23 protein-coding genes are annotated in these 23,894 nt (G+C 68.0%); 9 read left to right on the top strand and 14 right to left on the bottom strand.

What is annotated here, in order from left to right; all coding sequences use genetic code 11:
• Positions 1-57 precede the first annotated feature (57 nt).
• Positions 58-633: a TetR/AcrR family transcriptional regulator gene (locus NA11_RS30220; protein WP_069165434.1), complete on the bottom strand. Its 576-nt coding sequence runs from the start codon at positions 631-633 to the stop codon at positions 58-60.
• Between the two features lie 120 nt (positions 634-753).
• Between NA11_RS30220 and NA11_RS30225 the strand changes: the two genes are divergently transcribed.
• Positions 754-1,905 (top strand): agmatine deiminase family protein, encoded by a 1,152-nt coding sequence (locus tag NA11_RS30225; RefSeq protein ID WP_069165459.1) that lies wholly within the window; start codon positions 754-756, stop codon positions 1,903-1,905.
• A gap of 45 nt (positions 1,906-1,950) precedes the next feature.
• On the opposite strand, the gene NA11_RS30230 is transcribed toward NA11_RS30225, so the two are convergent.
• From NA11_RS30230 to NA11_RS30255, 6 genes are all read right to left on the bottom strand, one after another.
• The gene (locus tag NA11_RS30230; protein ID WP_069165460.1) at positions 1,951-3,129 is read right to left on the bottom strand and encodes a lipid-transfer protein; all 1,179 of its coding nucleotides are present in this window, start codon (positions 3,127-3,129) and stop codon (positions 1,951-1,953) included.
• A 64-nt stretch (positions 3,130-3,193) separates the two neighbouring features.
• Positions 3,194-3,607, bottom strand: coding sequence for a MaoC family dehydratase (locus NA11_RS30235; RefSeq protein ID WP_069165435.1), 414 nt, complete (start codon positions 3,605-3,607; stop codon positions 3,194-3,196).
• Entirely contained in the window at positions 3,604-4,527 is a 924-nt protein-coding gene (locus NA11_RS30240; protein ID WP_069165461.1) for a bifunctional MaoC family dehydratase N-terminal/OB-fold nucleic acid binding domain-containing protein, read from the bottom strand. Before NA11_RS30240 ends, NA11_RS30235 begins: the two co-directional genes overlap by 4 nt.
• 46 nt (positions 4,528-4,573) lie before the next feature.
• Positions 4,574-5,743, bottom strand: coding sequence for an acyl-CoA dehydrogenase family protein (locus tag NA11_RS30245; protein WP_069165436.1), 1,170 nt, complete (start codon positions 5,741-5,743; stop codon positions 4,574-4,576).
• A complete protein-coding gene (locus NA11_RS30250; protein ID WP_069165437.1) occupies positions 5,728-6,792 on the bottom strand; it encodes an acyl-CoA dehydrogenase family protein in 1,065 nt (354 codons plus the stop codon). Before NA11_RS30250 ends, NA11_RS30245 begins: the two co-directional genes overlap by 16 nt.
• A gap of 25 nt (positions 6,793-6,817) precedes the next feature.
• Positions 6,818-8,986, bottom strand: a complete 2,169-nt coding sequence (locus NA11_RS30255) for an acyl-CoA dehydrogenase family protein (RefSeq protein WP_069165438.1) — start codon at positions 8,984-8,986, stop codon at positions 6,818-6,820.
• A gap of 143 nt (positions 8,987-9,129) precedes the next feature.
• On the opposite strand from NA11_RS30255, the gene kstR reads away from it, so the two are divergent.
• The 5 genes from kstR to NA11_RS30280 all read left to right on the top strand — a co-directional run bounded on the left by kstR (position 9,130) and on the right by NA11_RS30280 (position 15,638).
• Positions 9,130-9,774, top strand: a complete 645-nt coding sequence (kstR, locus tag NA11_RS30260) for a cholesterol catabolism transcriptional regulator KstR (protein WP_069165439.1) — start codon at positions 9,130-9,132, stop codon at positions 9,772-9,774.
• Between the two features lie 410 nt (positions 9,775-10,184).
• Complete coding sequence (gene otsB, locus NA11_RS30265; protein WP_069165440.1) at positions 10,185-12,755, top strand: trehalose-phosphatase; 2,571 nt, start codon at positions 10,185-10,187, stop codon at positions 12,753-12,755.
• Between the two features lie 188 nt (positions 12,756-12,943).
• Positions 12,944-13,831 carry a metal ABC transporter solute-binding protein, Zn/Mn family gene (locus NA11_RS30270; protein WP_069165441.1) on the top strand — a complete coding sequence of 296 codons (888 nt, stop codon included), beginning with the start codon at positions 12,944-12,946 and terminating at the stop codon, positions 13,829-13,831.
• A 29-nt stretch (positions 13,832-13,860) separates the two neighbouring features.
• Positions 13,861-14,772, top strand: coding sequence for a metal ABC transporter ATP-binding protein (locus NA11_RS30275; protein WP_084655200.1), 912 nt, complete (start codon positions 13,861-13,863; stop codon positions 14,770-14,772).
• Positions 14,773-14,801: 29 nt separating this feature from the next.
• Positions 14,802-15,638: a metal ABC transporter permease gene (locus tag NA11_RS30280; protein ID WP_439957114.1), complete on the top strand. Its 837-nt coding sequence runs from the start codon at positions 14,802-14,804 to the stop codon at positions 15,636-15,638.
• A gap of 58 nt (positions 15,639-15,696) precedes the next feature.
• On the opposite strand, the gene NA11_RS30285 is transcribed toward NA11_RS30280, so the two are convergent.
• The gene (locus NA11_RS30285) at positions 15,697-16,218 is read right to left on the bottom strand and encodes a hypothetical protein (protein WP_069165443.1); all 522 of its coding nucleotides are present in this window, start codon (positions 16,216-16,218) and stop codon (positions 15,697-15,699) included.
• Positions 16,219-16,430: 212 nt separating this feature from the next.
• On the opposite strand from NA11_RS30285, the gene NA11_RS30290 reads away from it, so the two are divergent.
• Both NA11_RS30290 and NA11_RS30295 read left to right on the top strand, forming a co-directional pair.
• Positions 16,431-17,618 carry an acyl-CoA dehydrogenase family protein gene (locus NA11_RS30290; protein ID WP_069165444.1) on the top strand — a complete coding sequence of 396 codons (1,188 nt, stop codon included), beginning with the start codon at positions 16,431-16,433 and terminating at the stop codon, positions 17,616-17,618.
• 78 nt (positions 17,619-17,696) lie between these two features.
• Positions 17,697-18,503 carry an enoyl-CoA hydratase/isomerase family protein gene (locus NA11_RS30295; RefSeq protein ID WP_069165445.1) on the top strand — a complete coding sequence of 269 codons (807 nt, stop codon included), beginning with the start codon at positions 17,697-17,699 and terminating at the stop codon, positions 18,501-18,503.
• Here NA11_RS30295 and NA11_RS30300 read toward each other — a convergent pair.
• The 6 genes from NA11_RS30300 to carD all read right to left on the bottom strand — a co-directional run bounded on the left by NA11_RS30300 (position 18,500) and on the right by carD (position 23,098).
• A complete protein-coding gene (locus NA11_RS30300) occupies positions 18,500-18,778 on the bottom strand; it encodes a DUF4190 domain-containing protein (RefSeq protein ID WP_069165446.1) in 279 nt (92 codons plus the stop codon). The genes NA11_RS30295 and NA11_RS30300 overlap by 4 nt on opposite strands.
• A 146-nt stretch (positions 18,779-18,924) precedes the next feature.
• Positions 18,925-19,905 (bottom strand): 23S rRNA (guanosine(2251)-2'-O)-methyltransferase RlmB, encoded by a 981-nt coding sequence (gene rlmB / locus NA11_RS30305; protein WP_069165447.1) that lies wholly within the window; start codon positions 19,903-19,905, stop codon positions 18,925-18,927.
• Positions 19,905-21,335 (bottom strand): cysteine--tRNA ligase, encoded by a 1,431-nt coding sequence (gene cysS / locus NA11_RS30310; RefSeq protein WP_069165448.1) that lies wholly within the window; start codon positions 21,333-21,335, stop codon positions 19,905-19,907. The genes rlmB and cysS overlap by 1 nt, the downstream gene beginning before the upstream one ends.
• Before the next feature lie 64 nt (positions 21,336-21,399).
• Positions 21,400-21,867, bottom strand: coding sequence for a 2-C-methyl-D-erythritol 2,4-cyclodiphosphate synthase (gene ispF / locus NA11_RS30315; protein ID WP_069165462.1), 468 nt, complete (start codon positions 21,865-21,867; stop codon positions 21,400-21,402).
• Positions 21,868-21,881: 14 nt separating this feature from the next.
• Positions 21,882-22,607 (bottom strand): 2-C-methyl-D-erythritol 4-phosphate cytidylyltransferase, encoded by a 726-nt coding sequence (gene ispD, locus NA11_RS30320; RefSeq protein ID WP_069165449.1) that lies wholly within the window; start codon positions 22,605-22,607, stop codon positions 21,882-21,884.
• Positions 22,608-22,609: 2 nt separating this feature from the next.
• Positions 22,610-23,098: an RNA polymerase-binding transcription factor CarD gene (carD, locus tag NA11_RS30325; RefSeq protein ID WP_011206964.1), complete on the bottom strand. Its 489-nt coding sequence runs from the start codon at positions 23,096-23,098 to the stop codon at positions 22,610-22,612.
• Between the two features lie 344 nt (positions 23,099-23,442).
• On the opposite strand from carD, the gene NA11_RS30330 reads away from it, so the two are divergent.
• Positions 23,443-23,894: copper chaperone PCu(A)C domain-containing protein (locus tag NA11_RS30330; RefSeq protein ID WP_218023403.1), on the top strand; the 452-nt coding region annotated here is incomplete at its 3' end.

A 23,894-nucleotide genomic window follows, 5' to 3' on the forward strand; every position in this document is an offset into this window, starting at 1 on the left:
GCGTGCCGCTCCAAAACTACGCTGCGCGTGGCTGGATCCATCGACCGACAGCACGGCTCATGACCGAGTACCGAGTTCGACAGGGATTGCGCCACGCAGTAATTCGCGGGCGCGGGCCAGCTCCAGGCTGCCGCTGAGCCAGCGCATGCTCAGCCCTTCGACCAGCGCGGTGAGGCGCTCGGCGGCGTCGGCGGGCACGACGGTGTCCGGGACCGTGCCGCGCTCCTGGGCGCTGCGGATCAGTCCGCGCAGATGGTCGGACCAGCGGGCGGTGGCATGGCACAGCTGGTCGCGCAGCTCGGGCTGGAAGACGGCGGTGGCGCGGGATTCACCCCATGCGGTGCTGTTCTCCATGACCAGCGGCACGTCCTGGAGCTCGAGCAGCAGCAGTTGTTCGAGATGGCCGACCGGGTCGGCGGCCGCATCGATCTCGGATTCGGTGTAGCGCTCGGCCCTGGCGCTGATGAACTCCATCGTCTGCGCGAGCAGGCCTGCGCGGTCCTTGAAGTGGTAGTAGATAAGCGAGGTTGAGACGCCTGCCGCTTCGGCGAGCTCCTCCACGCGCAGGCCACGGATACCGCGCTGCGCGACCACGCGAGCGGCGGATTCCAAAATCGAGTCGCGACGAGACATGCGACCAATGGTACCGTGAGTTCCTGACTGAAATTTTAGTCAGGATTTGACCGGCGAGTCGATCGCCAGCACACCGACCAACCTGATCACCGACTATCGGAGCTAGTCATGGAGAACCACATGTCTCGTCGTTCCGTCTTCAGTGTTTTCGCCGGGGCCGGCCTGCTCGCCGCGGGCGTCTCGGCATGCGGACCATCGGATCCGCCAACCCCCGTCCTCCCCGGACTGCCCGGCAGCGGAGATCCAGAACCCTCCGTCGTCGGCGGGCGGCTCGGCGCGGAATGGGAGAGCCACGTACGCACCTACATGTCGTGGCCCGCGCAGCAGTCGATCTGGAAGCAATACCTGGAGGACGTCCGCAAGGACATCGCCGGGCTGGCGCGCGATATCGCCGAGTACGAGTACGTGGTCATGCTGGCCAGGCCGGATCAGGCCGACGCCGCCCAGCGGGCCTGCGGCAATGCCGTCGAGGTTGTCCCGCTCGCAGTGGACGATCTCTGGGCGCGCGACACCGTCCCGGTGTTCGTCGAGCAGCCGGGCAGGGTGGTCGGCGTCGACCTGAACTTCAACGGCTGGGGCAACAAGCAGCCGCACCCCAACGACGGCCCGCTCGGCCGGAACCTGCTGGCGCACTACAAGATCCCCCGCCATCAAGCGCCGTTCACCGCGGAAGGCGGCGCGCTGGAGACCGACGGCGAGGGCACCCTGCTCGTCACCGAGAGCTCGCTGGTCAACGACAACCGCAACCCGGGCAAGAGCCGGGACCAACTCGAAGCCGAGCTGAAGCTGACCCTCGGCATCGAGAAGGTGCTGTGGTTCGACGGCGTGCGCGGCGAGGACATCACCGACGCGCACATCGACTGCCTGGTCCGCTATGTGGCGCCGGGAGTCGTCCTGCTGGACAAGGCCTTTCCCGGCGCACCCGCCGATTCCTGGTCGCGCTCCAGCGATCAGGCCAGGCAGGTGCTCGCGCAGGCCACCGACGCCAGGGGCCGCAAGCTGCAGGTCATCGACCTGCCGCAGCCCGATCCCGGCCGAATCACCGGCGAGGGCGACGAATTCGTGTCCAGCTATGCGAACTTCTACATCGCCAACGGCGCGGTGTTCATGCCCGAGTTCGGTGACCGGCAGGCCGATGATCGCGCGCGGGGCATCCTGCGCGATCACCTGCCCGGCCGTGACATCGTCCCGGTGCCGATCGACGAGATCGCGGCGGGCGGTGGCGGGATTCACTGCTCGACCCACGATCAGCCGGGCAAACCAGCCCGGTGATGCGCGGGTGCCGGTGCGACACCGTGGTCGCACCGGCAGCCGAATTCAGTTGGCGCTGAGCACAAGACCTGACGTCGGCACGCCCGTGCCCGCGGTGACGACGATGTTCGCCAGGTTCGCCACCGGATTCACCGAGGTGCCGCGAATCTGGCGGACCGCCTCGGCAATGCCGTTCATGCCGTGGATATACGCCTCGCCCAGCTGGCCGCCGTGGGTATTGAGCGGGAGCCTCCCACCGACCTCGATGGCGCCGTCGGCGATGAAGTCCTTCGCCTCGCCGCGGCCACAGAAGCCGAGTTCTTCCAGCTGCATGAGGACGAACGGGGTGAAGTGGTCGTAGAGGATCGCGGCCTGCATATCGTCTGGGCGCAAACCACTTTGGGCCCACAGCTGGTCGCCGACCAGACCCATCTCGGGCAGTCCCGTCATGGCGTCACGGTAGTAGCTGGTCATCACGTACTGATCGGCGCCGGAACCCTGTGCGGCAGCAGCGATCACGGCGGGCCGCTGCGGCAGGTCGCGAGCCCGCTCCACGCTGGTGACCACGATGGCGACACCACCGTCGGACTCCTGGCAGCAGTCGAGCAGGTGCAGCGGCTCGGCGATCCAGCGGGAATTCTGGTGCTCCTCGAGGGTGATCGGCTTGCCGTAGAAGAAGGCCGCCGGGTTCACCGCGGCGTGCTTGCGGGCGGCCACCGCGACGCGGCCGAAATCCGCACTGGTGGCGCCGTATACGTGCATGTATCGCCTGGCCACCATCGCCACCTGGGCCGCAGGCGTGCCGAGACCCTGCGGATAGGCCCACCCCGCGTCGATGCCCGACGAGGTCGGCGCGCTCGCCAGCGCGGTCGAGAACTGGCCGAACCGCGACACCGAACGCTCGTTGAAGGCGCGATAGGCGACAACGACGTCGGCGATGCCGGTGGCCACCGCCATGGCGGCCTGCTGGACGGTCGCGCACGCCGCACCGCCGCCGAACGGGATGTTGCTGAAGAACTTCAGCTGCGGGATGCCGACGGCGCGGGCGACGGCGGCTTGCGTGTTTGTGTCCATGGTGAAGGTGGTCAGGCCGTCCACGTCTTCGGGCCGCAGGCCCGCATCGGACAGCGCGGCATTGACCGCCTCTGCGGCCAAACGCAATTCGCTGCGGCCGGAGTCCTTGGAGAAGTCAGTGGCGCCGATGCCTGCGATGGCCGCGCGTCCCGAGATGGTTTGCTCGGTCATGCGGCCCACACCGTCCTGCGCGAGACCCGCAGTGGTCCGACAAGCGCTGCGCGATGGTCTCTCATCAGGCCCTCCGGATGGCGATGACGGCTTGCGCCGTGATGTGGTCGCCGAGGCTGTCCTTGCCGACCACGGCGATGTGGATGTCGTCGCCGTCGAGCGCGGTGACCGTGCCGGTGAGCGTGAGTGTGTCGCCGGCATACAGCGGAACGCCGAGGCGCAGCGCGATGGACTTCACCACCGCGCGCGGCCCGGCCCAGTCGGTGACGAACCGCTGCACCAGCCCGGTGTCGGTGAGGATGTTGACGAAGATGTCCTTGGAACCGCGGGCGACGGCCTTGTCCCTGTCGTGGTGCACATCCTGGAAGTCCCTGGTGGCCAAGGCGGTACTGATCACGAAGGTCGGATCGGCGGTGATCACCAGCTCCGGCAGCTCGGTGCCGACCCGCACCGAGGTCGGCTCGGCGGTCGTCGTCATCCGATCACCCGCCAGACCGGCAACGTCGCGTCGTCGTCGAGCTTCTCGAACTCGACCTGGACCGGCAGGCCGACCCGCACCTCGGCGGGCTCGACGCCGCGCAACTCCCCGAGCATTCGCACTCCTTCTGCCAATTCGACCAGCGCGACCACGAAAGGCAGTTGCCGTCCAGGCACTTTCGGCGCGTGGTGCACGACGTAGCTGAAAACCGTGCCCTGCCCAGCGGCGACCACGTAGTCGGTCTGCTCCGACTTGTCTTTCCACACGGCAGGGATCGGCGGATGCCGCAGCGAACCGTCCGGCAGCCGCTGAATCCGCAGCTCGCCCGCTTTTGTTCCCTCCCAAAAGAATTCGGTGTCCCAGGAGACCAGCGGCTTGACCCGGTCGCCTGTCGGCGCCTGCGCCGCGCCGGTGCCGGGCGCGAATTTCAATAGCCGGAACAGCATTTCGGCGACCAGCTCATCGCCGACGTGCCAGCTGGTCTGGAAGGTGATGAACCAGCCATCGCCGAGCGCGGTGCGCTTGGGCCCGCGCAACTCGGACAGCCTGCTGGTGATCGAAACCTGCTCGCCGACAGTCAAATACCGGTGATAGGTCTGCTGGCAGTCGGTGGCGACGACCGAGGTGTAGCCCGCCGCGTCGAACAGGTCGGTGGCCAGGCCGAGCGGATCGTCCGCCGGACGGGCGCCGTTGAGCCCGAACATGGTCCACACCTGTGCCATCGCGGGCGGCGCCACGATGCCGGGGTGCCCCGCGGCGACGGCGGCCGCCTCGTCGACGTAGACGGGATTGGTGTCGCCGAGCGCCTCGACCCAGTTGTTGATCATCGGCTGGTTCACCGGGTCGCGCGCGAGGCGCGGCGCACAATCACCGGCCGCCTTGATCCGTTCGGCCTCGGCGACAACAGCTTCCGGACTCATGGTTTCCGGCACACGCGGCTCCTTCTCGACTTGCACTGCTTGATGGCTATCTGGGCACCCGAGGCAGCTGCAGTCCGGCCGAGGCGACCAGCTCGCGCATCACCTCATTGCTGCCACCGCCGTAGGTGACCACCAGGTTCTGTTTGGTCCGCCGGTCCAGCCAGGTGAGCAGCTCCGCGGTGCCCGGCTCGGCGGGATCGCCGTAGCGCCCGACGATCTCCTCGGCGAGCCTGCCCGCCTCCTGCAGGGATTCGGTGGAGAACACCTTGGTGGCCGACGCGTCGGCGATCACGCCCATCGGGTCGCTCCCCGCACTGTCCGCGGTCGCGGCCACCTGCCAGTTCAACAGCTCGTTCAGTCGGACCATGGCATGGATCCGGCCGAGCGAGCGGCGCACATCGAGCTCGCCGAGCACGCCGCGCGGCTGCGCCCAGTCCCGCACCCGGTCGTAGAGCTGCTCGATCTTGCCGGACGGCCCGAGGCCGACCCGCTCATGGTTGAGCTGGGTGGTGATCAGCCGCCAGCCCTTGTTCTCCTCGCCGACCAGCATGTCCGCAGGCACCCGGACGTCGTCGAAGTAGGTGGCGTTGGTGTGGTGCGCGCCGTCGCAGGTGATGATCGGCGTCCACGAGTAGCCGGGATCGGTGGTGTCCACGATCAGGATGCTGATGCCGCGGTGCCGTGACTCGGTCGAGCCGGTGCGGCAGGCCAGCCAGATGAATTCCGCCTCGTGCGCGCCGGTGGTGAAGATCTTCTGCCCGTTGACGATCCAGTCGCCCGCCGCATCGCGGACCGCGGAGGTGCGCAGCGAAGCGAGGTCGGTGCCCGCCTCCGGTTCGGAGTAGCCGATGGAGAAATGCACATCGCCGGTGAGGATGCCGGGCAGGAACTTCTTCTTCTGTGCGTCGGTGCCGAACTGCTGCAGTGTCGGGCCGACCGTCAACAGGGTGACCAGCGGCAGCGGCACATCGGCGCGCACCGCCTCGTTGTAGAAGATCTGCTGTTCCAGCGCGCCGAAACCCTGCCCGCCGTACTCCTTCGGCCAGCCGACGCCGAGCCAGCCGTCCCTGCCCATCCGGCGCACCACGTCGCGGTAGGCGTCGCCGTGCCGGTTCACCAGCATCGCGGCTTCCTCGTCCGGAGTGACGAGATCGGCGAAGTACGAACGCAATTCGTCGCGTAGCCGGCGTTGCTCGGTGGTCAGGTCGATGAACATCTGGCCCCCAATCGATCTAGTCGGAACGATGCGCCGCCGAGCCAGCGAGCGATGTCCTTGGCTTGTGAGAAGTAGCGGTGCATCGGGTGGGTGATGTCGACGCCGAGACCGCCGTGCAGGTGATGGCACCGCTGCATCGCGGCGGGCAGCTGAGCCGCCACGCTGTAGGCGAGCACGTCGAGATCGTCGTCGATCCGCTCTTGGTGTGCCGGACTCGTATCGTCCTGCGCCAGTGCCCAACTCGCCGATACCGCGGCCACGTGCATGGTGCGCGAGACGACATACAGATCGGCGACTTGCTGGGCGACGGCCTGGAATTCGGCGAGCGGCCTGCCGAATTGGCGACGGGTACGCAGATGTTCGGCGGTGAGCACGAGGGCGCCCTTCAACAGCCCGTCCGCGACGGCGCCGATCGAGGCGAGCGCGAGCCGATGCAGGTCGGCGAGGCCGCCGGGCAGCAGCTGGTCGGCCGGGATCCGCACCTGATCTAGTCGCACGGTGTATTCCGGCATGCCGCCGGAGATCGGCGACGGGGTGAGCGTCAGCCCCGGTGCACCCGAATCGACCAGCGCGATACCGGAATTGGTCGGTATCACCAGCCAGCCGGCCTGCTCCGCATAGGGCACGGCGACCTTGTGGCCGGTGATCCGCACCGTGTCGCCCTCGGGCACCGCGGTCGTCTCCGGCTTGACCGCGAACGGCGCGGCCTGTTCGTTGAGCGCCGCGGTGAGCACCGCGCCCTTGGCCACCGCGGGGAACACCCGCTGGGCGAGCTCGTCGGGCAGCAGCGACAACAGCGGAAGCACACCGAAGCCCAAGGTCGCCAGTGCAGGCACCGCGACCGCGTCGGTGGCCAGCTCGGTGAGCAGCACTGACACCTCGGGCAAGCCCATGCCGTCGCCGCCGAACCGTTCCGGTAATGCCACCGAAAGCAGGCCGCTGTCGACCAGACTCGGCCACAACGCGATATCGCGGGCCGGTTCTCGCTCCAGCAAACTCACGACGACTTCGGCCACCGCGTCCTGGCCCTCGTCCCTGGTGAAGTCCACGCAATTACTCCCAGTTCCTCGTCGCTTAGCTGTCCGTGTCGCGAGGTAGCCCGAGAATCCGCTCACCAGCCACGGTCAACAAGATCTGTTCGGTACCGCCCGCGATCGTCAAACAGCGGGTGAGAAGGAATTCTTTTACCACCTCTGAGTCCTGCGCAGCGGCGGGACCTGCCGTTTCGACCGCGAATTCCGCAACAGCCTGCCGGTGCCGCACCCCGACCAGTTTGCGCACGCTGCTCTGCGCACCGGGATCACCACCCGCCAGGATGGCGACGGCGGCGCGCTGTTCGATCAGCAGTCCGGCGACGGCCTCGGCGACGAAACCGCCGAGCCGGTCGTTCACCAGTTCCGAGCCGGGACCGGTGGCCGCCGATTTCGCGATCAGCTCCTCCAGCGCGGGACCGATGCCGTTGCCGCCCATGGCCACTCGCTCGGTCGACAGCGTCGAACGGGCGATCTTCCAGCCGTTGTGCAACGCGCCGACCAGGCAGTCGTCCGGCACGAAAACGTCGTCGAGGAACACCTCGGAGAAGCGCGCCTCGCCGGTGATCTGCACCAGCGGCCGTACTTCGATCCCCGCGCTGCGCATATCGACCAGGAAGTAGCTGATGCCACGGTGTTTGGCCGCATCGGGATCGGTGCGCGCCAGGCAGATCGCCCAGTTCGCCCGGTCGGCCAGCGAGGACCACACCTTCTGACCGCGCAACACCCAGCCGCCGTCGACCTTCTTGGCGGTGGTGCGCAACGCGGCCAGATCGGATCCGGCCTCCGGCTCGCTGAAGAGCTGACACCAGACGATCTCGCCACGCAGTGTCGGCCACGCGAACCGATCGATCTGCTCGGTGGTGCCGTGCTGGAACAGGGTAGGAATGGCCCAGCCCGCGATCGCGAGGTCGGGCACTGCCACGCCTGCGCGGCTCAGCTGCTCCGAAATCAGCAGGCCGGTCATCGGATCCGCGCCGCGGCCGTACGGCTGCGGCCAGTGCGGCATCACCAGACCCGCCTCGACCAACGCGGTGTGCTGCTGGTCGACGGGCAGCGCGGCGATCCGCGCGACCTCCGCCGCCAGCTCGTCGACTTGGCTACCGGCAACGGCCGCAACACCTTCGGCGGCCAAGATCTGATCCGCCCCGGTGGTGCGCCGCCTGCCTGCGCGGGTCAGCTCGGTCAGCCTGGCCCGCCAGCGCGCCGACCCGCCCAGCAACTGGCGCAGCGCGGTCGCGCGGCGCAGGTACAGATGCGCGTCGTGTTCCCAGGTGAAGCCGATGCCGCCGAGCACCTGGATGCAGTCCTTCGCAGTGTCCACCGCCGCGTCCAGCGCGATGGACGCCGCGATCGCGGCCGCCACCGGCAACTCGGCGCCGCCCTCGTCCACCGCCGCCGCGGCGTCCGCCGCTACCGCGCGGATCAGCTCGGTCCGGCACAGCATCCAGGCGCAGATGTGCTTGACCGCCTGGAACGCGCCGATCTTGCGCCCGAATTGGGTACGCACCTTGGCGTATTCGACCGCGGTCTCCAGGCACCGCCCGGCCAGCCCGGCCAGCTCGGCGGCGACCAGCACGACAAGGAGATCCTCGACCGCGTGCGGGGCAGTGAAGACCTGGTCGGCGGGCACGCGGACCTCGGTGCACTGCACCCTGGCCAGCGGCGTGCTCAGGTCGAGCGGCGAAAGTGGTTCGATCCGAAGCCCTTCGGTGCCCGGCGGCAGCAGCACCCACCGCAGGCCGCCGTCCGGCACCGAAACCGGAAGCAGCACCGCGGTATCCGGCGCGGCGCCGAGCACCGAATCCCAGGCACCCGTGAGCAACAATTCCGCGGTGCCGACAGGTACGCTCGCGTCGAGCGAAACCGCAGCGCCGACAACGAAGTCGAGCGCAACGCCGCACGGTTGGCGTTCGTCCAGCCGTCCCGCGGTGATCAGATTGGCCAGTGCCGTCGTCAGCACCGGTCCGCCGACCAGATCATGCGCGGCCTGCTCGACCAACACGGCGAGGTCGGCGACCGATCCGCCCGCACCGCCCACGTCCTCGGGCAGCGCGACCCGGAAGATCCCGAGATCGGCAAGACCCGGCCAGTACGCGCGCCAGAACGCAGACGGATCGGTCCGCATTGTTGCAATTGGCCGCACCGATCCGGCCCACCCGCGCATCGACTCCTGGACGGCTTTATGCTCGTCAGTGGTGGCGATGGTCACACTCCGTACCGCCTTCCCGGCGTGACTCCCACACCTAGAACATGTTCTAATATCCTAGCTGTGCGGAAGTCAAGAGACGACCGCGGAGCCGAAACCGATACGCCGGGCCAGTACACGAACGTTTCCGGAAAGGACTCTCATCAATGGCCAGTCCCTCCCGATCGCAGCCCGCTGACTCGACCCCAGCGGCTACCGCGACGGTCACCACGCTCAGCGAAGACGAGCTGAGCTCGGCCGCGCAGCGGGAACGGCGCAAGCGCATCCTGGACGCGACCATGGCGCTGGCCTCCAAAGGCGGATACGACGCGGTGCAGATGCGCGCGGTGGCCGAGCGCGCCGATGTCGCAGTCGGGACGCTGTACCGGTATTTCCCCTCGAAGGTGCACCTCTTGGTGTCCGCACTCTCCAGGGAATTCGAAACGATCGAGGGCAAGCGCAAGCCACTTGCCGGACAGTCGCCGCAGGAGCGGATGCACCTGCTGCTCACCCAGATCACCAGGATGATGCAGCGCGACCCGCTGCTCACCGAGGCGATGACCCGCGCGTTCATGTTCGCCGACGCGTCGGCGGCCGCCGAGGTCGATCGGGTCGGCAAGGTGATGGATCGCGTCTTCGCCCGTGCCATGAACGACGGCGAGCCCACCGAGCGGCAGCTGGCGATCGCCAGGGTGATCAGCGATGTCTGGCTTTCGAACCTGGTGGCCTGGCTGACCAGGCGCGCTTCCGCGACCGACGTGACCGAGCGGCTCGAGCTCACCGTCGATCTGCTGCTCGGCGACCGCAGCTAGGAAACACCCGCCGACCGGATCGGCGGCCCAGGCATCGGACAGTCAGCACATACCTGGCAAATTCGCGGCGATCGCCGCCTCCGTGCCGAAAATCACACTCATGCGGACAGGTGCGCGCGAGCACGCGAAAGCGCGCCGCGCCACCACCCACGCACAGGCCCGTTTGCACGAGTTTTGCGCGCGCCGTTCGTGACCCGCGTTCCTCCGGCATCGCTGCTGCGCATACGGTGAAGTCACCAGTCACTGCCCGCCTTGACCGGAAAACATCCGGCCCCCGAGCGGTCCCCGTTGCCGTCACGGACAATTGGACACAACGCACGCACAGCGGCGGGCGTCGGTGCGGCTAACGAAACCCAGTATTGTTCTGCCCGCCCCTGAGAAAAACCTCCTCCGATCACTAGGTTGGATGCGTGAGCGCACAGGATTTGCCACTGGAACTTCGTCGTGCACTGTCGACGGTCGCGCGCGTGCCACGACTCTTGGTCGCATCGGACTACGACGGGACGCTCGCGCCCATCGTGTCCGACCCGGCGAAGGCCTTCCCGCACCGGGAATCGGTGAGCGCGCTGCGCGCGCTCGCCGGGCTCACCGGCACGACCGCCGCGGTCATTTCCGGCCGCGCGCTGCGGGACCTCGCCGCGTTGTCGCGACTTCCCGTCGAGGTGCAACTGATCGGTAGCCACGGCTCGGAATTCGACGTCGGCTTCGTGCACGCCATCGACAATGACGCCAAACACCTACTGCAAGAGGTGCAGACGGCGCTGACCCAGGTCGCCGCGGAGAACCCCGGCGTCACCGTCGAGATCAAACCGGCCAGCGTCGCGCTGCACGTGCGCAACGCGAGCCCGGAGATCGGGCGCCGGGCGCTGACCCAGGTCAGACAGGGCCCGGCGTGCTGGTTCGGCGTGCAGGTGACCGAGGGCAAAGCCGTCATCGAACTCGCCGTGGTGCAGACCGACAAGGGCACCGCACTCAACACCGTCCGGCACCAGGAAGGCGCCTCCGCCGCGGTGTTCTTCGGCGACGACGTCACCGACGAGAAGGCCTTCCGCGTGCTGTCCGGCCCCGACATCGGTATCAAGGTCGGCGAGGGCGAAAGCGGTGCCAGCTACCGTGTCGACAGCACCGAGGACGTGTCGCTGGCACTGGCCTTCCTGCTCGAGGAGCGACGCACCTGGCTCGCAGGCGCGAGTGCGCCCCGGATCGAGCGGCTGACCATGCTGGCCAGCCCGCGCTCGGTGGCGCTGCTGACCCCGGACGCGACGGTCACCTGGTTCTGCCACCCCGAACCGGATTCGGCCGCGGTGTTCGCGCATCTGCTCGGCGGACCGCAGGCAGGCCACTTCACCATCGAGCCGGAACGGCCGGGCCTTCCGCTCTCGCAGCGCTATATCGACAGCACGATGACGGTCGAAACCCGCTGGGCCAGTTTGCAAGTGGTCGACTATCTGCCGCACGACGTCGACCCGACCCGCACCGATCTGACCAGGGTGATCACCGGTGACGCGCGCGCCGTCGTCACCTTCGCACCGCGCCCGGAGTTCGGGCAGGTGCCGGTGAGCATCGAAGCGGACGAGAACGGCCTGCGCGTGCTCGGCACCAACGATCCGATGGTGCTGCGCTCCCCCGGGCTGGCCTGGCAGATCCTCAGCGACGGCACCCACGACTCCGCCCGCGCGGTCATCGACCCGTCGAAGGGTCCGATCGTGCTGGAAATGCGCTGCGGCACCTCGGATCTCACCCCGGCCCCGACTCCGGAGCTCGAACGTCGCCGCGCGGCGGAGCGCTACTGGTCGCAGTGGGCAGGCACGCTGCAGTTGCCGCCGATGAAGCCGGATCTGATGAAGCGCTCGGCGCTGACGCTGCGCGGGCTCGTACACGCACCGTCCGGGTCCATCCTGGCCGCAGCCACCACCTCGCTGCCGGAAGACATTGGCGGCGTGCGCAACTGGGACTACCGGTACTGCTGGCTGCGCGACGCGTCGCTGACCGCGCAGGCACTGGTTTCGCTCGGCTCGTTGCACGAGGCCGAACAGTTCCTCGACTGGGTGCACCGGGTGCTCGAAACGCTGCCAGGCCCTGAACGTCTGCACCCGCTGTACACGCTCTACGGCGAGACGCTGCCGCCCGAGGCGGTGATCGACCAGCTGCCCGGTTACGCGGGTTCGCGCCCGGTCCGCGTCGGCAACGCCGCGAACATGCAGGTGCAGCTGGACGTGTTCGGCCCGATCGTCGATCTCATCGCGAGCCTGGCGCACGCGCGTGAGCTGAAGGGGATCACCGATCCGGCGCAGGCACTGCCGGACGAGGACTGGGAACTGGTGCGCGCCATGGTTTCCGCGGTGCAGCGGCGCTGGCAGGAACCCGACCACGGCATCTGGGAGATCCGCGGCAACCCGCGCCATCACGTGTACTCGAAGGTGATGGGCTGGCTGACCGTCGACCGGGCGCTCACGCTCGCGCAGAAGTTCGACCGCGAGGTCGATCCGGCGTGGCAGGTGTTGCGCGAGACCATTTCCGACGAGGTGAAGTCGAAGGGCTGGAACGACGAGGTCCAGTCGTTCACCGCCGCCTACGACGGCACCGACCTGGACGCGGCGACCCTGCACATCGGGCTCAGCGGGCTGATCGATCCGTCCGATCCGCGCTTCGCCGCGACCGTTGTCGCGACCGAGGCCGAATTGCGGAGCGGCTCAACGGTGTACCGGTACCACCACGACGACGGCCTGCCCGGCGGCGAGGGTGGCTTCCACCTCTGCGCGGCCTGGCTGGTCGAGGCGTACCTGCTGATCGGAAAGCGTTCGGACGCCGAGGCGTTGTTCGCCCAGCTGGTGGACGTCGCGGGGCCGACCGGACTGCTCAGCGAGGAGTACGACCCGGTGGCCGAACGCTCGCTCGGCAATCACCCGCAGGCCTACAGCCACCTCGGCTTGCTGCGCTGCGCGCAGTTGCTCGGCCAGCCGGTGGAGGCGCTCGTTTAACCAACCGCCACCGATAGTTCTCCCCGGGCCCGTTGACGGCCGCGCCTCCGCGCGTCGGCCGACAACGGGCCCGGCTCGTGTTCACGCCGAGTACTTGATAAAGTAAAACAGAAACCATTTCCAATAAGCTGAGTTGTGTCACCCGCTCGAGTGCTCCACCAGCTGTGAGGCACCACAGGAGTAACCGGATGAAGACAAAGATTGCCATTCGGTTCTTAGGTGCCACGGTCGGGATCGCCACCGCGTTCGCCCTCACCGCCTGCGGCGACGGCAGCGCGAAGGATTCCGGAAAGCCGACCGTCATCGCCTCGACCAACGTCTGGGGCAATATCGCCGCGACGATCGCGGGGCCGGACGCCACGGTCGAATCGATCATCGCCGACCCCACCGCCGACCCGCACTCGCACGAGACCTCCGCCGTCGAATCGGCCAAGCTCCGCGACGCCGACCTGGTCGTCTACAACGGCGGCGGCTACGACGAATTCGCCGAAAAGGCGGTGGCCGGGCGCGCCAAGCGGACCGTCGACGCGTTCGAGCTGCGGCCGAACAAGAGCGACAGCAACGAGCATGTCTTCTACGACCCGAACACCGTCGCCGCGGTGGCCGACCAGATCGCCGCGAACCTCGGCGAGCTCGCGCCAGGCAGCGCCGCCGCCTTCGCCGAGCGGGCCGCGACCTTCAAGAGCGGATTGGCCGAGATCACCGCGATCGCAAGCAAGGTCGCAGGCGAGCACCCGAAAACCCCGGTGCTACAGACCGAACCGCTCGCGCACTACCTGCTGCTTGCCGCCGGTGTCGAGGATCGGACGCCGCACGAGTTCCAGGAGGCGATCGAGCAGGAGACCGACCCTGCCCCCGCCGCGGTCGCCGCGACCAGGGAACTGTTGACCGGCAAGCAGGTTCGCGCGCTCGTCTACAACGTGCAGACCCAGGACAAGATCACCAAGGACCTGCGCTCGGTCGCGCAGACGAGCGGACTGCCCGTCGTCGAGGTGACCGAAACCCTGCCTGCCGGCGTGGATTACATTCAGTGGCAGACCAAGAACGCCCAGGCACTCGCCGCGGCACTGCGTTGACCACGACCGCACCGAGCCAGGGGGCCACGCTGACCGAGAACACGCGACGGGCGCAGGCAGCTCCTTCGGCGGTCCGGCTGCACGGGGCCGGGTTGTCGTTCGGTGACCGCACGCTCTGGCAGGGTTTGGACCTCGACGTCGCGCCCGGCGAATTCGTCGCGGTGCTCGGGCCCAACGGATCCGGCAAGACCTCGTTGTTGAAGGTGTTGCTCGGCCAGCTCGGCCTGAGTGCGGGCACCGCCGAGATCGCAGGAACGCCCGCGCGCACCGGCAATCCGCACATCGGCTATGTGCCGCAACAGAAGACGATCGACGCGGGCGTGCAGCTACGCGGCGTCGATCTCGTCGGGCTCGGCTACGACGGGCACCGGTGGGGGCTCGGGCTCAAGGCACGGTCGGAGCGCAAGCGCAGGGTCGCCGACGCCATCGCCGCGGTCGGTGCGCAACGGTTCGCGCACACGCCGCTGGAGACCATGTCCGGCGGCGAACAGCAGCGGCTACGGGTGGCCCAGGCGCTGGTCGGTGATCCGAAGGTGCTGCTGTGCGACGAGCCGTTGCTGAGCCTCGACCTGGCCAATCAGCGACTGGTTGCGGAGCTGATCGACAAGCGAAGGCGCAGCCACGACACCGCGGTGCTTTTCGTGACGCACGAGATCAATCCGATTCTGCCGCTGGTCGATCGGGTGCTGTACCTGGTCGACGGCAAATTCCGGATCGGCACACCCGACGAGGTGATGACCTCCGAGGTGCTGTCCGAGCTGTACCAGACCGAGGTCGATGTGCTTCGCGTGCGCGGGCGACTGGTGGTCGTCGGCACCGGAGACACCATGGATGCGCTCGGCACGGCTGGCGCGCACTGCCATGACGACGGGTATCGCGGCGACTCCCCCAGCCGGGCAACAGTTTCGGAGACGCAGCCGGCGAGTGCGGTCCGCCCGTGATCGACAAACTGTCCGGCGTCCTGTCGAAGATGTTCGACTTCAGCACGACCGTGAGCCTGCTCTCCTACGACTTCGTCCAGCAGGCGGTGCTCGCCGCCGCGCTGCTCGGACTGCTGTCCGGGGTGATCGGGCCGCTGATCATCAGCAGGCAGATGTCCTTCGCGGTGCACGGCACCAGCGAGCTGTCGCTGACCGGTGCCGCCGCCGCGCTGCTCGCCGGGATCGGCGTCGGTGTCGGCGCCATCGCCGGATCGGTGGTCGCGGCCGTCCTGTTCGGCATCCTCGGCACCCGTGCCAGAGAACGTGATTCGGTCATCGCGGTGGTGCTGTCGTTCGGCCTCGGCTTGTCCGTGCTGTTCCTGTGGCTCGGCCCCGACCGTGCCGGCTCGAAGTTCTCGCTGCTGACCGGCCAGGTGGTCAGCGTCGGCAACGGCGGCCTCGGCCTGCTGGCGGCCTGCACCGTCGGCGTGCTCGTGGTGCTCGCCATCGTCTACCGCCCCCTGCTCTTCGCCAGCTCCGACCCGGAAGTGGCGGTGGCGCGCGGTGTTCCGGTGCGCGCCCTGTCGATCGTCTTCGCGGTGCTGCTCGGCATCACCGCGGCGTTCGGCGTCCAGATCGTCGGCGCACTGCTCGTCCTTGCCCTGTTGATCACCCCCGCCGCCGCGGCGGCACAGCTGACCGCGAACCCGGTGCGCGCCACCGTGCTCGCGGTGGTGTTCGCCGAAATCGCCGCGGTAGGTGGCATTCTCCTGTCCCTGGCCCCCGGCGTCCCGGTCTCCACCTTCGTCACGACGCTCTCGTTCCTGATCTACCTCGGCTCCCGAATCGTCGGCACCAGACGGCGCCAACTCGCCAGCGCCCGCTGATCCCAGGACACTGCGAACGGCCCGGTGTCTCTTGGACACCGGGGCCATCGCGGGCGAATCACGCTGCGATGAGCGCGATCAGCACCAGGAGCGAGCTGCCGAAGACGATCGCGTGGCGTGCGTTCTGCAGGTACGGCATCACCCAGCGCGGGAAGGCGCCCTCAGCTGCGGTCAGTAGCGCGCGGACGTCGATGCGGTGCAGTTCCGGATCGCTCTTGCGCCGGAAGGCGGCCTGCACTGATTTCACCGCGGTCAGGTTGCTGTACAGGATCACCACGTTGCCGAGCAGCACGATCGTCTGGAAGATCCAGGACAGTGTTGCGCCCCACGGGTTTCCGGCCAGGTTCAGCACCGCGAGGACGGTCATCACCAGGGCGACCGCGACCGGGACGACGGTCTCGTGGCCGCCGGCGTCGAACCGCATGTTGTTCTCCGCGAGGACCGAGGTGCGGACGCCCTGGCGGGTCAGTTCGGCTTCGGCGGCCGCCTTGGCGGCGGCACCGTAGCGATGCCGCACCAGGGGGATGCTGACGAAGGCGAGGGCGATCAGCAGCTGGGAGATGGCGGCGGCGGTCATCATGGCGAGTTCTCCTCATCGGGGTTGCGGTGCGAGGTCGGTTGGCTCCTCGTCGGCGTTGACGCAACGATGTCGCGGTCCGCTGACACGGCACTGACACGCGATGGACCGACCGGAGCCGGTCGCTGACAGCCGGTGAGGGCAGCTGCCTTCAGTCACTCCGCATACGTTTCGTATGCTCGACCCACGCACCCCCGAACGATTGGTGAGCACCGATGATCGACTTCTCGATTCCCGCCGAGCTCGTCGCCGAACGCGATCGAGTCCGCCAGTTCGTCATCGACAAGATCGTGCCGTTCGAACGGGATCCGCGGCTCACCGCGCACGGGCCGACCGACGAACTGCGGCAAGAGCTGGTCGAGCTGGCGCGGGCGGAGAAGCTGCTCACCGTGCAGGCGCCGGAGGCGCTCGGCGGGCGCGGGCTCACCCACATCGAACAGGCGGTGATCTACGAGGCCGCAGGCTGGTCCACCCTGGGACCGATCGCGATGAACTGCGCGGCGCCCGACGAGGGCAATATGTTCCTGCTGTCCAAGATCGCGAACCCGGACCAGGTGGAGCGCTACCTCGCACCGGTGATCGCCGGGCACCAGCGCTCGGTGTTCGCGATGACCGAGCCGGACGGCGCGGGTTCGGACCCGGCGCAGCTGGCCACCGAGGCGGTGTTCGACGGCGAGAACTTCGTCGTCAACGGGCGCAAGTGGTTGATCACCGGCGCGAACGGCGCCAAGACCTGGATCATCATGGCCAAGCTCGTCGAGGGCCCGCACCTGGCCGACGCCGGACTGCAGCCAGGCCCGACCCTCTTCCTCACCGATGGCGACCAGCCAGGCATCGTCATCGAACGCACCATGAACACCATGGACCGCAACTACGTGGCCGGCCACGGCGTCGTCCGCTTCGACAACCTGACACTGCCGACGTCGGCACTGCTCGGCGACACCGGCCAGGCATTGCGCTACGCCCAGCTCCGGCTGGCCCCCGCCCGCCTCACCCACTGCATGCGCTGGCTCGGTGCCGCCGAGCGCGCCCAGAGCATCGCGGTCGAGCACGCGCGCACCCGCACCGCGTTCGGCAAGCCGATCGGCGAGCACGAGGGCGTCTCGTTCATGTTGGCGGACAACGAAGTTGCCCTGCACCAGTGCCGCCTCACCATCTGGCACGCCTGCTGGCTCATGGACAAAGGCGAAAAGGCACGGCACGAAAGCTCCATGGCCAAGTCGTTCGTCTCCGAAGAACTGTTCAAAGTCGCCGACCGCTGCGTCCAGGTACTCGGCGGCATCGGCATCAGCGACGAAACCGTCGTCGAAATGATCTTCCGCGACATCCGCGCCTTCCGCCTCTACGACGGCCCCACCGAAGTCCACAAATACGCCATCGGCCGCCACGTGCTGCGCGGATGAGTTCCGCTCCCGCGAAGTCCAGCGCAGGCATGCCCTGGCCGCGCCCGCGCGGCCGATAACAGAGCTAACATCGGCTGCATGAGTTCGGATTTGCTCGTCGATGTCTCCGCGGGCATCGCCGTGCTCACGCTCAATCGGCCCGCTCAGCAGAACGCCTTCACTCCGACGATGGCTGCTGAACTGAGTGCCGCGTTGCAGCGCTGCGATGCGGAAGACACCATCCGGGTAGTCGTCGTCACTGGTACGCCGCCCGCGTTCTGCGCAGGGGCGGATCTATCGAGTCGGGTCGGCGATGTCAGTGCCACCATCGAGCCTGCTCCGTGGCGGGTGCGCAAGCCGGTGATTGCCGCGGTGAACGGGCATGCGGTCGGCATCGGGCTTGCTCTCGCGTTGCAGTGCGATCTGCGGTACATGGCGCGTGATGCGATATACGGGCTCAATCAGGTTCGGCGTGGCGTTGTCGCTGACGGCTATGCGCATTGGACGCTGCCGCGACTGGTCGGCATGGCCAATGCCGCCGACATCATGCTTACCGGTCGCACCTTCGACGGCGACGAGGCGAAGGCGATGGGCCTGGCCAATGGGTCGATGCCGGGTGGCGAGGTGTTGCCGATGGCGCTGGCGATCGCGCACGATCTCGCCAACGGGTCGGCGCCGCTGCCGGTGGCGATGTCGAAGCGGCTGCTGTGGGAGGGGCTCGGGATGAGCCCGGCCATGGTCGGTCAGCTGGAGAGCGACCTGAACGACCATGTCGGCAAGAGCATCGACGGCGGTGAGGCGATGGCGGCGTTCAAGGAACGCAGGCAACCGCACTGGACCGGCAGTGTCAGCGAGGAGTGGCCTGCCTGGGACGACAACGACAAGCAGCGTCCCAGTCTCGATTAGGCGTTGCCGCCGATCAGAATCATGAAGAACAGCACACCGAAGATGATCATCAGGATGGTCCCGATGATCCCGAGGATGTATCCGACCATCACCTGAACGCGGCCGCCGTAGGCGCCGTGTGATTCTTCGATCTGGTCGAGCGCGCGCTTGCCCATCGCCCACGCGACCGGCCCGAGCACGCCGCAGCAGAGCACGCTGGCGGCGCCGAGGAACAGCACCGCCGTCGCATTCGGATGCTCGACGGGGTTCCCGATGGGCTGGTTGGGTATCACCACGCCCCGAATTCTACGGGGGAAGATCGCGCTGCCACGTCTATTGCCGTGTGGCTAGGGGCGTTTCGTACCAACAGCCGTACCTGGTTTGCTGACCCACCCAACGAATCGCCCGCGACTCGATGGGTGGGAAGGCTGAATGGTGCGCGTCAAGCCCTGCGCTGGCGCGCGATTTCGGCGAGCACCACGCCGGCGGCGACGGAGGCGTTGAGCGACTCGACGGGTCCCGCCATCGGGATGCCGAGTATCGAATCGCAGTTCTCCCGAACCAGACGCGAAAGGCCCTTGCCTTCCGAGCCGACCACGATGACCGTTGGTTCGCTGCCGTCGAAGTCGTCGAGCGTGGTGTCGCCACCCGCGTCGAGGCCGACGACCTGAATGCCCTGCGAAGCCCAATCCTTCAGCGTGCGAGTCAGATTCGTGGCGCGGGCAACCGGAAGCCTGGCCGCGGCGCCCGCGCTGGTTCGCCATGCGACCGCGGTGACGCTCGCGCTGCGCCGCTGCGGGATGAGCACACCTTGGCCGCCGAACGCGGCGACCGAGCGGATCACGGCACCGAGATTGCGCGGGTCGGAGATGTTGTCCAGCGCCACCAGCAGTGCCGGTTCTGCGGAATCACGGACCACGGCGAGCAGGTCGTCGGGATGCGCGTAGCGGTACGGCGGCACCTGCAGTCCGACGCCCTGGTGCAATCCGTTGGCGCTCAACCGATCCAGATCCGAGCGCGGCACCTCGAGGATCGAGATGCCGGCGTCGGCGGCCAGCTTCACGCTCTCGGTGAGCCGCTCGTCGTTCTCGGCACCGAGGGCGACATACAGCGCCGCTGCGGGCACGCCTGCCCGCAGGCACTCGACCACCGGGTTGCGGCCGAGCACCATCTCGGGACCGTCGTCGTTCTTGCGCCCGGCCGGACGGCCAGCGCTACCGCGCGCACCACCCTTGCCTGCTGCGGCGGCCTTCGCCGCGGCGGCCGCCCGTTTGGCGGCGGGATGCTTGGTGCGCGCCTCGGCGGGCGGGGTCGCGCCGCGACCCTCGAGCCCGCGCCTGCGCTTTCCGCCGGAGCCGACGACAGCGCCCTTCTTGGTTCCGCCCTTGCGGATCGCACCACGACGCTGCGAATTGCCTGCCATTAACCGGCCTTTCCAGATTGTGGCGCATCCGGTGCCGAGTCCTGTGCAGCGCCAAGGGCCCATTCCGGCCCGTTCGGTGTGTCGGTGACCTCGATTCCTGCTGCCTGCAATCGATCGCGGGCAGCGTCGGCGCTGGCCCAATCCTTCGCTGCTCGTGCCTGCTGACGGCGGTCGAGCTCGGCACGCACCAGCACGTCGAGCGCGCCGAGTGCCGCCGACGAGTCGCGTGGAGTGAACCAGTGCGGATCCAACGGGTCGACGCCAAGGATACCGAGCATGGCTCGGACCTGTCCGGCCAGGTCCCGCGCGCTGTCCAGCGCACCGGACTCGAGCGCCTTGTTGCCCTCGTGCACGACGCGATGAATCTCGGCGAGCGCCTTCGGCACGGCAAGGTCGTCATCGATGTGCGCGGCGAACGCGTCGGTCCACTTGCCCACCGTGATCTCGCCTGCCCGCTCGGCGGTCCGGTGCACGAAGGCCTCGATGCGCTGATAGGTCTGGGCCGCGTCCTGCAGCGCCTTGTCCGAGTACTCCAGCATCGAGCGGTAGTGCGCCTGGCCGAGGTAGAACCGGAGCTCGACGGCACGCACCTGCTTGAGCACGTTCGGCACCGACAGCACGTTGCCGAGCGACTTGGACATCTTCTCGCCGCCGAGGGTGACCCAGCCGTTGTGCAGCCAGTAGCGCGCGAAGCCGTCGCCTGCCGCCTTGGACTGGGCGATCTCGTTCTCGTGGTGCGGGAACACCAGATCCATACCGCCGCAATGGATATCGAATTCCGGGCCGAGATAGAACTCGGCCATCGCCGAGCATTCCAGGTGCCAGCCGGGACGACCTGGCCCCCACGGCGACGGCCACGTCGGCTCGCCGGGCTTGGCCGCCTTCCACAGGGTGAAGTCGCGCGCGTCGCGTTTGCCCTCGCCCGCACTCTCGCCCTGGTGCACGTCGTCGAGCCGGTGCCCGGACAGGCTGCCGTACTCGGGGAAGCTGACCACGTCGAAATAGACGTTGCCTTGCGAGGCGTAGGCGTGCCCGCGTTCGATCAACCGCTGCATCAGGTCGACCATCTGCGTGATGTGGCCTGTCGCACGGGGTTCCGCGGACGGCGGCAGCACGCCGAGGGTCTCGTAGGCCTTGTCGAAGGCGCGCTCGTAGGTGGCGGCCCACTCCCACCACGGCCTGCCCGCCTCGGCGGCCTTGGTGAGGATCTTGTCCTCGATGTCGGTGACGTTGCGGATGAACAGGACGTCGTAGTCGTGCGCGAGCAGCCAGCGGCGCAGCACGTCGAACGCGACGCCGCTCCGCACATGGCCGATGTGCGGCTCGCCCTGCACGGTGGCACCACACAGGTACACCGAGGCACGGCCGGGGACCAACGGCGCGAAGTCGCGCATGGTCCGCGTGTCGGTGTCAAAAAGGCGCAGCGTCACGGCGATCGATCCTAGCTGGTAGAGACGGCTGTTCACGGACCGGCTTCGGCCCGACGGGGCTGGGTCAGCGACAGCCGCGTAGCAGAGCGGTTGCTATCGCGGCGATGCCTTCGCCGCGGCCGGTGAGGCCGAGGCCGTCGGTGGTGGTGCCGGATACCGAGACCGGGGCGGCAAGCAGGTCGCCGAGCACCTGCTGGGCTTCGGCGCGGCGCGGCCCGATCTTGGGTCGATTACCGATCACCTGGACCGCGGCATTGACGATCTCGAAGCCTGCCTCGCCGAGCAGCCTGCGCACTTCCTTCAGCATGGCGGCGCCGGAGACGCCTGCCCATTCCGGGCGATCGGTGCCGAATACGGAGCCGAGGTCGCCGAGCCCGGCGGCGGAGAGCAGCGCATCGCACAGCGAGTGCGCGGCGACATCACCATCGGAGTGGCCCGCGCACCCGTCGTCGCCGTCGAACAGCAGGCCCGCCATCCAGCAGGGGCGGCCCGGTTCGATGGGATGCACGTCGCTGCCGATGCCGACCCGCATGTCGAGGGAATCGGTCATGGCACAACCACCTTGCGGAGGTCGGCGCCGTCGAGCACCGCGTGTGCGAGCAACAGATCCAGCGGTGTGGTGATCTTGAAAGCCAGCGGGTCGCCGGGAATGGTGCGCACCTGAGTGCCGAGCAATTCGACCAGCCCCGCGTCGTCGGTGGCCTGTACGCCCTCGCTCAGATAGGCCGAGCGCAGCAATTCGGCCGAAAAACCCTGGGGAGTTTGAATCGCGCGCAATTGTGCGCGGTCCGGTGTGCCGGTGACCGCGCCTGCCGCGTCGACCGATTTGATGGTGTCGGCGACCGGAAGCGCAGGCACCACGGCGAGATGGCCTGCGCGCAGTTCCTTCGCGACCCGGGCGATCAGCTCGGGCGGCGTGAGGGCGCGCGCGGCATCGTGCACCAGGAAGTAGGCGGCCTCGGGTGCGGCGGCAATACCTGCCCGCACCGAGTCGATGCGTTCGGCGCCGCCGACAACCACGTGTACCGAATCCGAAGGCGGCAGCAGGGCAACGGCGCTCTCGACGAATTCGGCGGGAACCATAACGATGATCCGGTCGACCGCGCCGGAGGCGATCAAGCCTTCGACAGCGAGCCGGACCATAGGGCTGCCGCCGACCGGGACGAACGCCTTGGGTGTGGCTTCACCCAGGCGGACGCCGCGACCGGCGGCAGGCACCAGAGCAACGACGGGTTCGTCAGTGCGACGAGCACCGTTGTCGAAATTTTTCACGGTCAGGAAGCCGCGGCGAGGACCTCGTCCAGCAGCGTCTCGGCCTTGCCATCATCGGTGCCCTCAGCGAGCGCGAGTTCACCGACGAGGATCTGGCGGGCCTTGGCGAGCATTCGCTTCTCACCGGCGGACAGGCCGCGATCCTGCTCCCGACGCCACAGATCACGCACGACCTCGGCCACCTTGTTCACATCGCCGGAGGCGAGCTTCTCCAGGTTGGCCTTGTAACGGCGGGACCAGTTGGTCGGCTCCTCCGTATGCGGCGCGCGCAGCACCTGGAAGACTCGATCGAGACCCTCCTGGCCGACGACGTCACGCACGCCGACGTATTCGGCGTTCTCAGCGGGAACCCGAACAGTCAGATCGCCTTGGGCGACCTTCAGGACCAGATACTCTTTTTGTTCACCCTTAATGGTGCGAGTCTCTATAGCTTCGATCAGCGCCGCTCCGTGGTGGGGGTAAACGACGGTGTCTCCGACCTTAAAAATCATGTGTCCCGTGCCCCTTTCGATGTTCACAGTTTAACATGCGACTCGGTAACGGCGCGATCAACTGTGCAGGTCAGGGCCACAACGAGGCAACCGTGGGGCTTGACAAGACCGGGTCGGTGTGCATTACGTTGTGCCAGAACGGGTTACCTCTCGGCACTGCCCGCACACCAACGTGCGAACAGCGCTGGCAGCACGTCCGCAATCGGCTGGCCGCTCGACCAAGCTGTTACCTACCGCCCGCGAGTCGCGAGCCCCCGCGCCCGGTCGGTTGCACGAACTACTACGCTCCCTAGTTATTACTCTCCCTTGTGGAGATGAGCCCGGTCGACATGGAGGGACAACCCGTGACTGCCCTGAAAGCTGTGACCGCCCTGAAGAAGGCGCGACGTCGCATGGTGCCGGTTGCCGCACTCGCCGCCGGCGCGGCGATCGCACTGGCCGGCTGCAGCGCGGGCCAGATCTCGCAGACCGCGGATCAGGTCGCCGCGATCAACGGCAACACCGCCGACGTCGGCAAGATCGCGCTGCGCAACGTGCACATCGTGCTGCCGCACGAGCCGGGCAGCGACTACACCAACACCAAGGGCGGCAAGGCGCTGATCGCGCTGTCGATCATCAACAACAGCCCGTCGGTCCCCGACGAGCTGACCAGCATCACCTCCGATCTCGGCACCGTGAAGATCACCCCGGCGGCGGGCAAGCCCAAGGTCGAGCTGGCGCCGCAGCGGACCGTGGTCGCGGCAGCCGCGCCGGTCAAGCCTGGCGCGCCTGCACACGATTCGCACGGCCCCGCCGC

It is taken from the genome of Nocardia altamirensis NBRC 108246 (assembly GCF_001612685.1).
GTDB lineage: Bacteria > Actinomycetota > Actinomycetes > Mycobacteriales > Mycobacteriaceae > Nocardia > Nocardia altamirensis.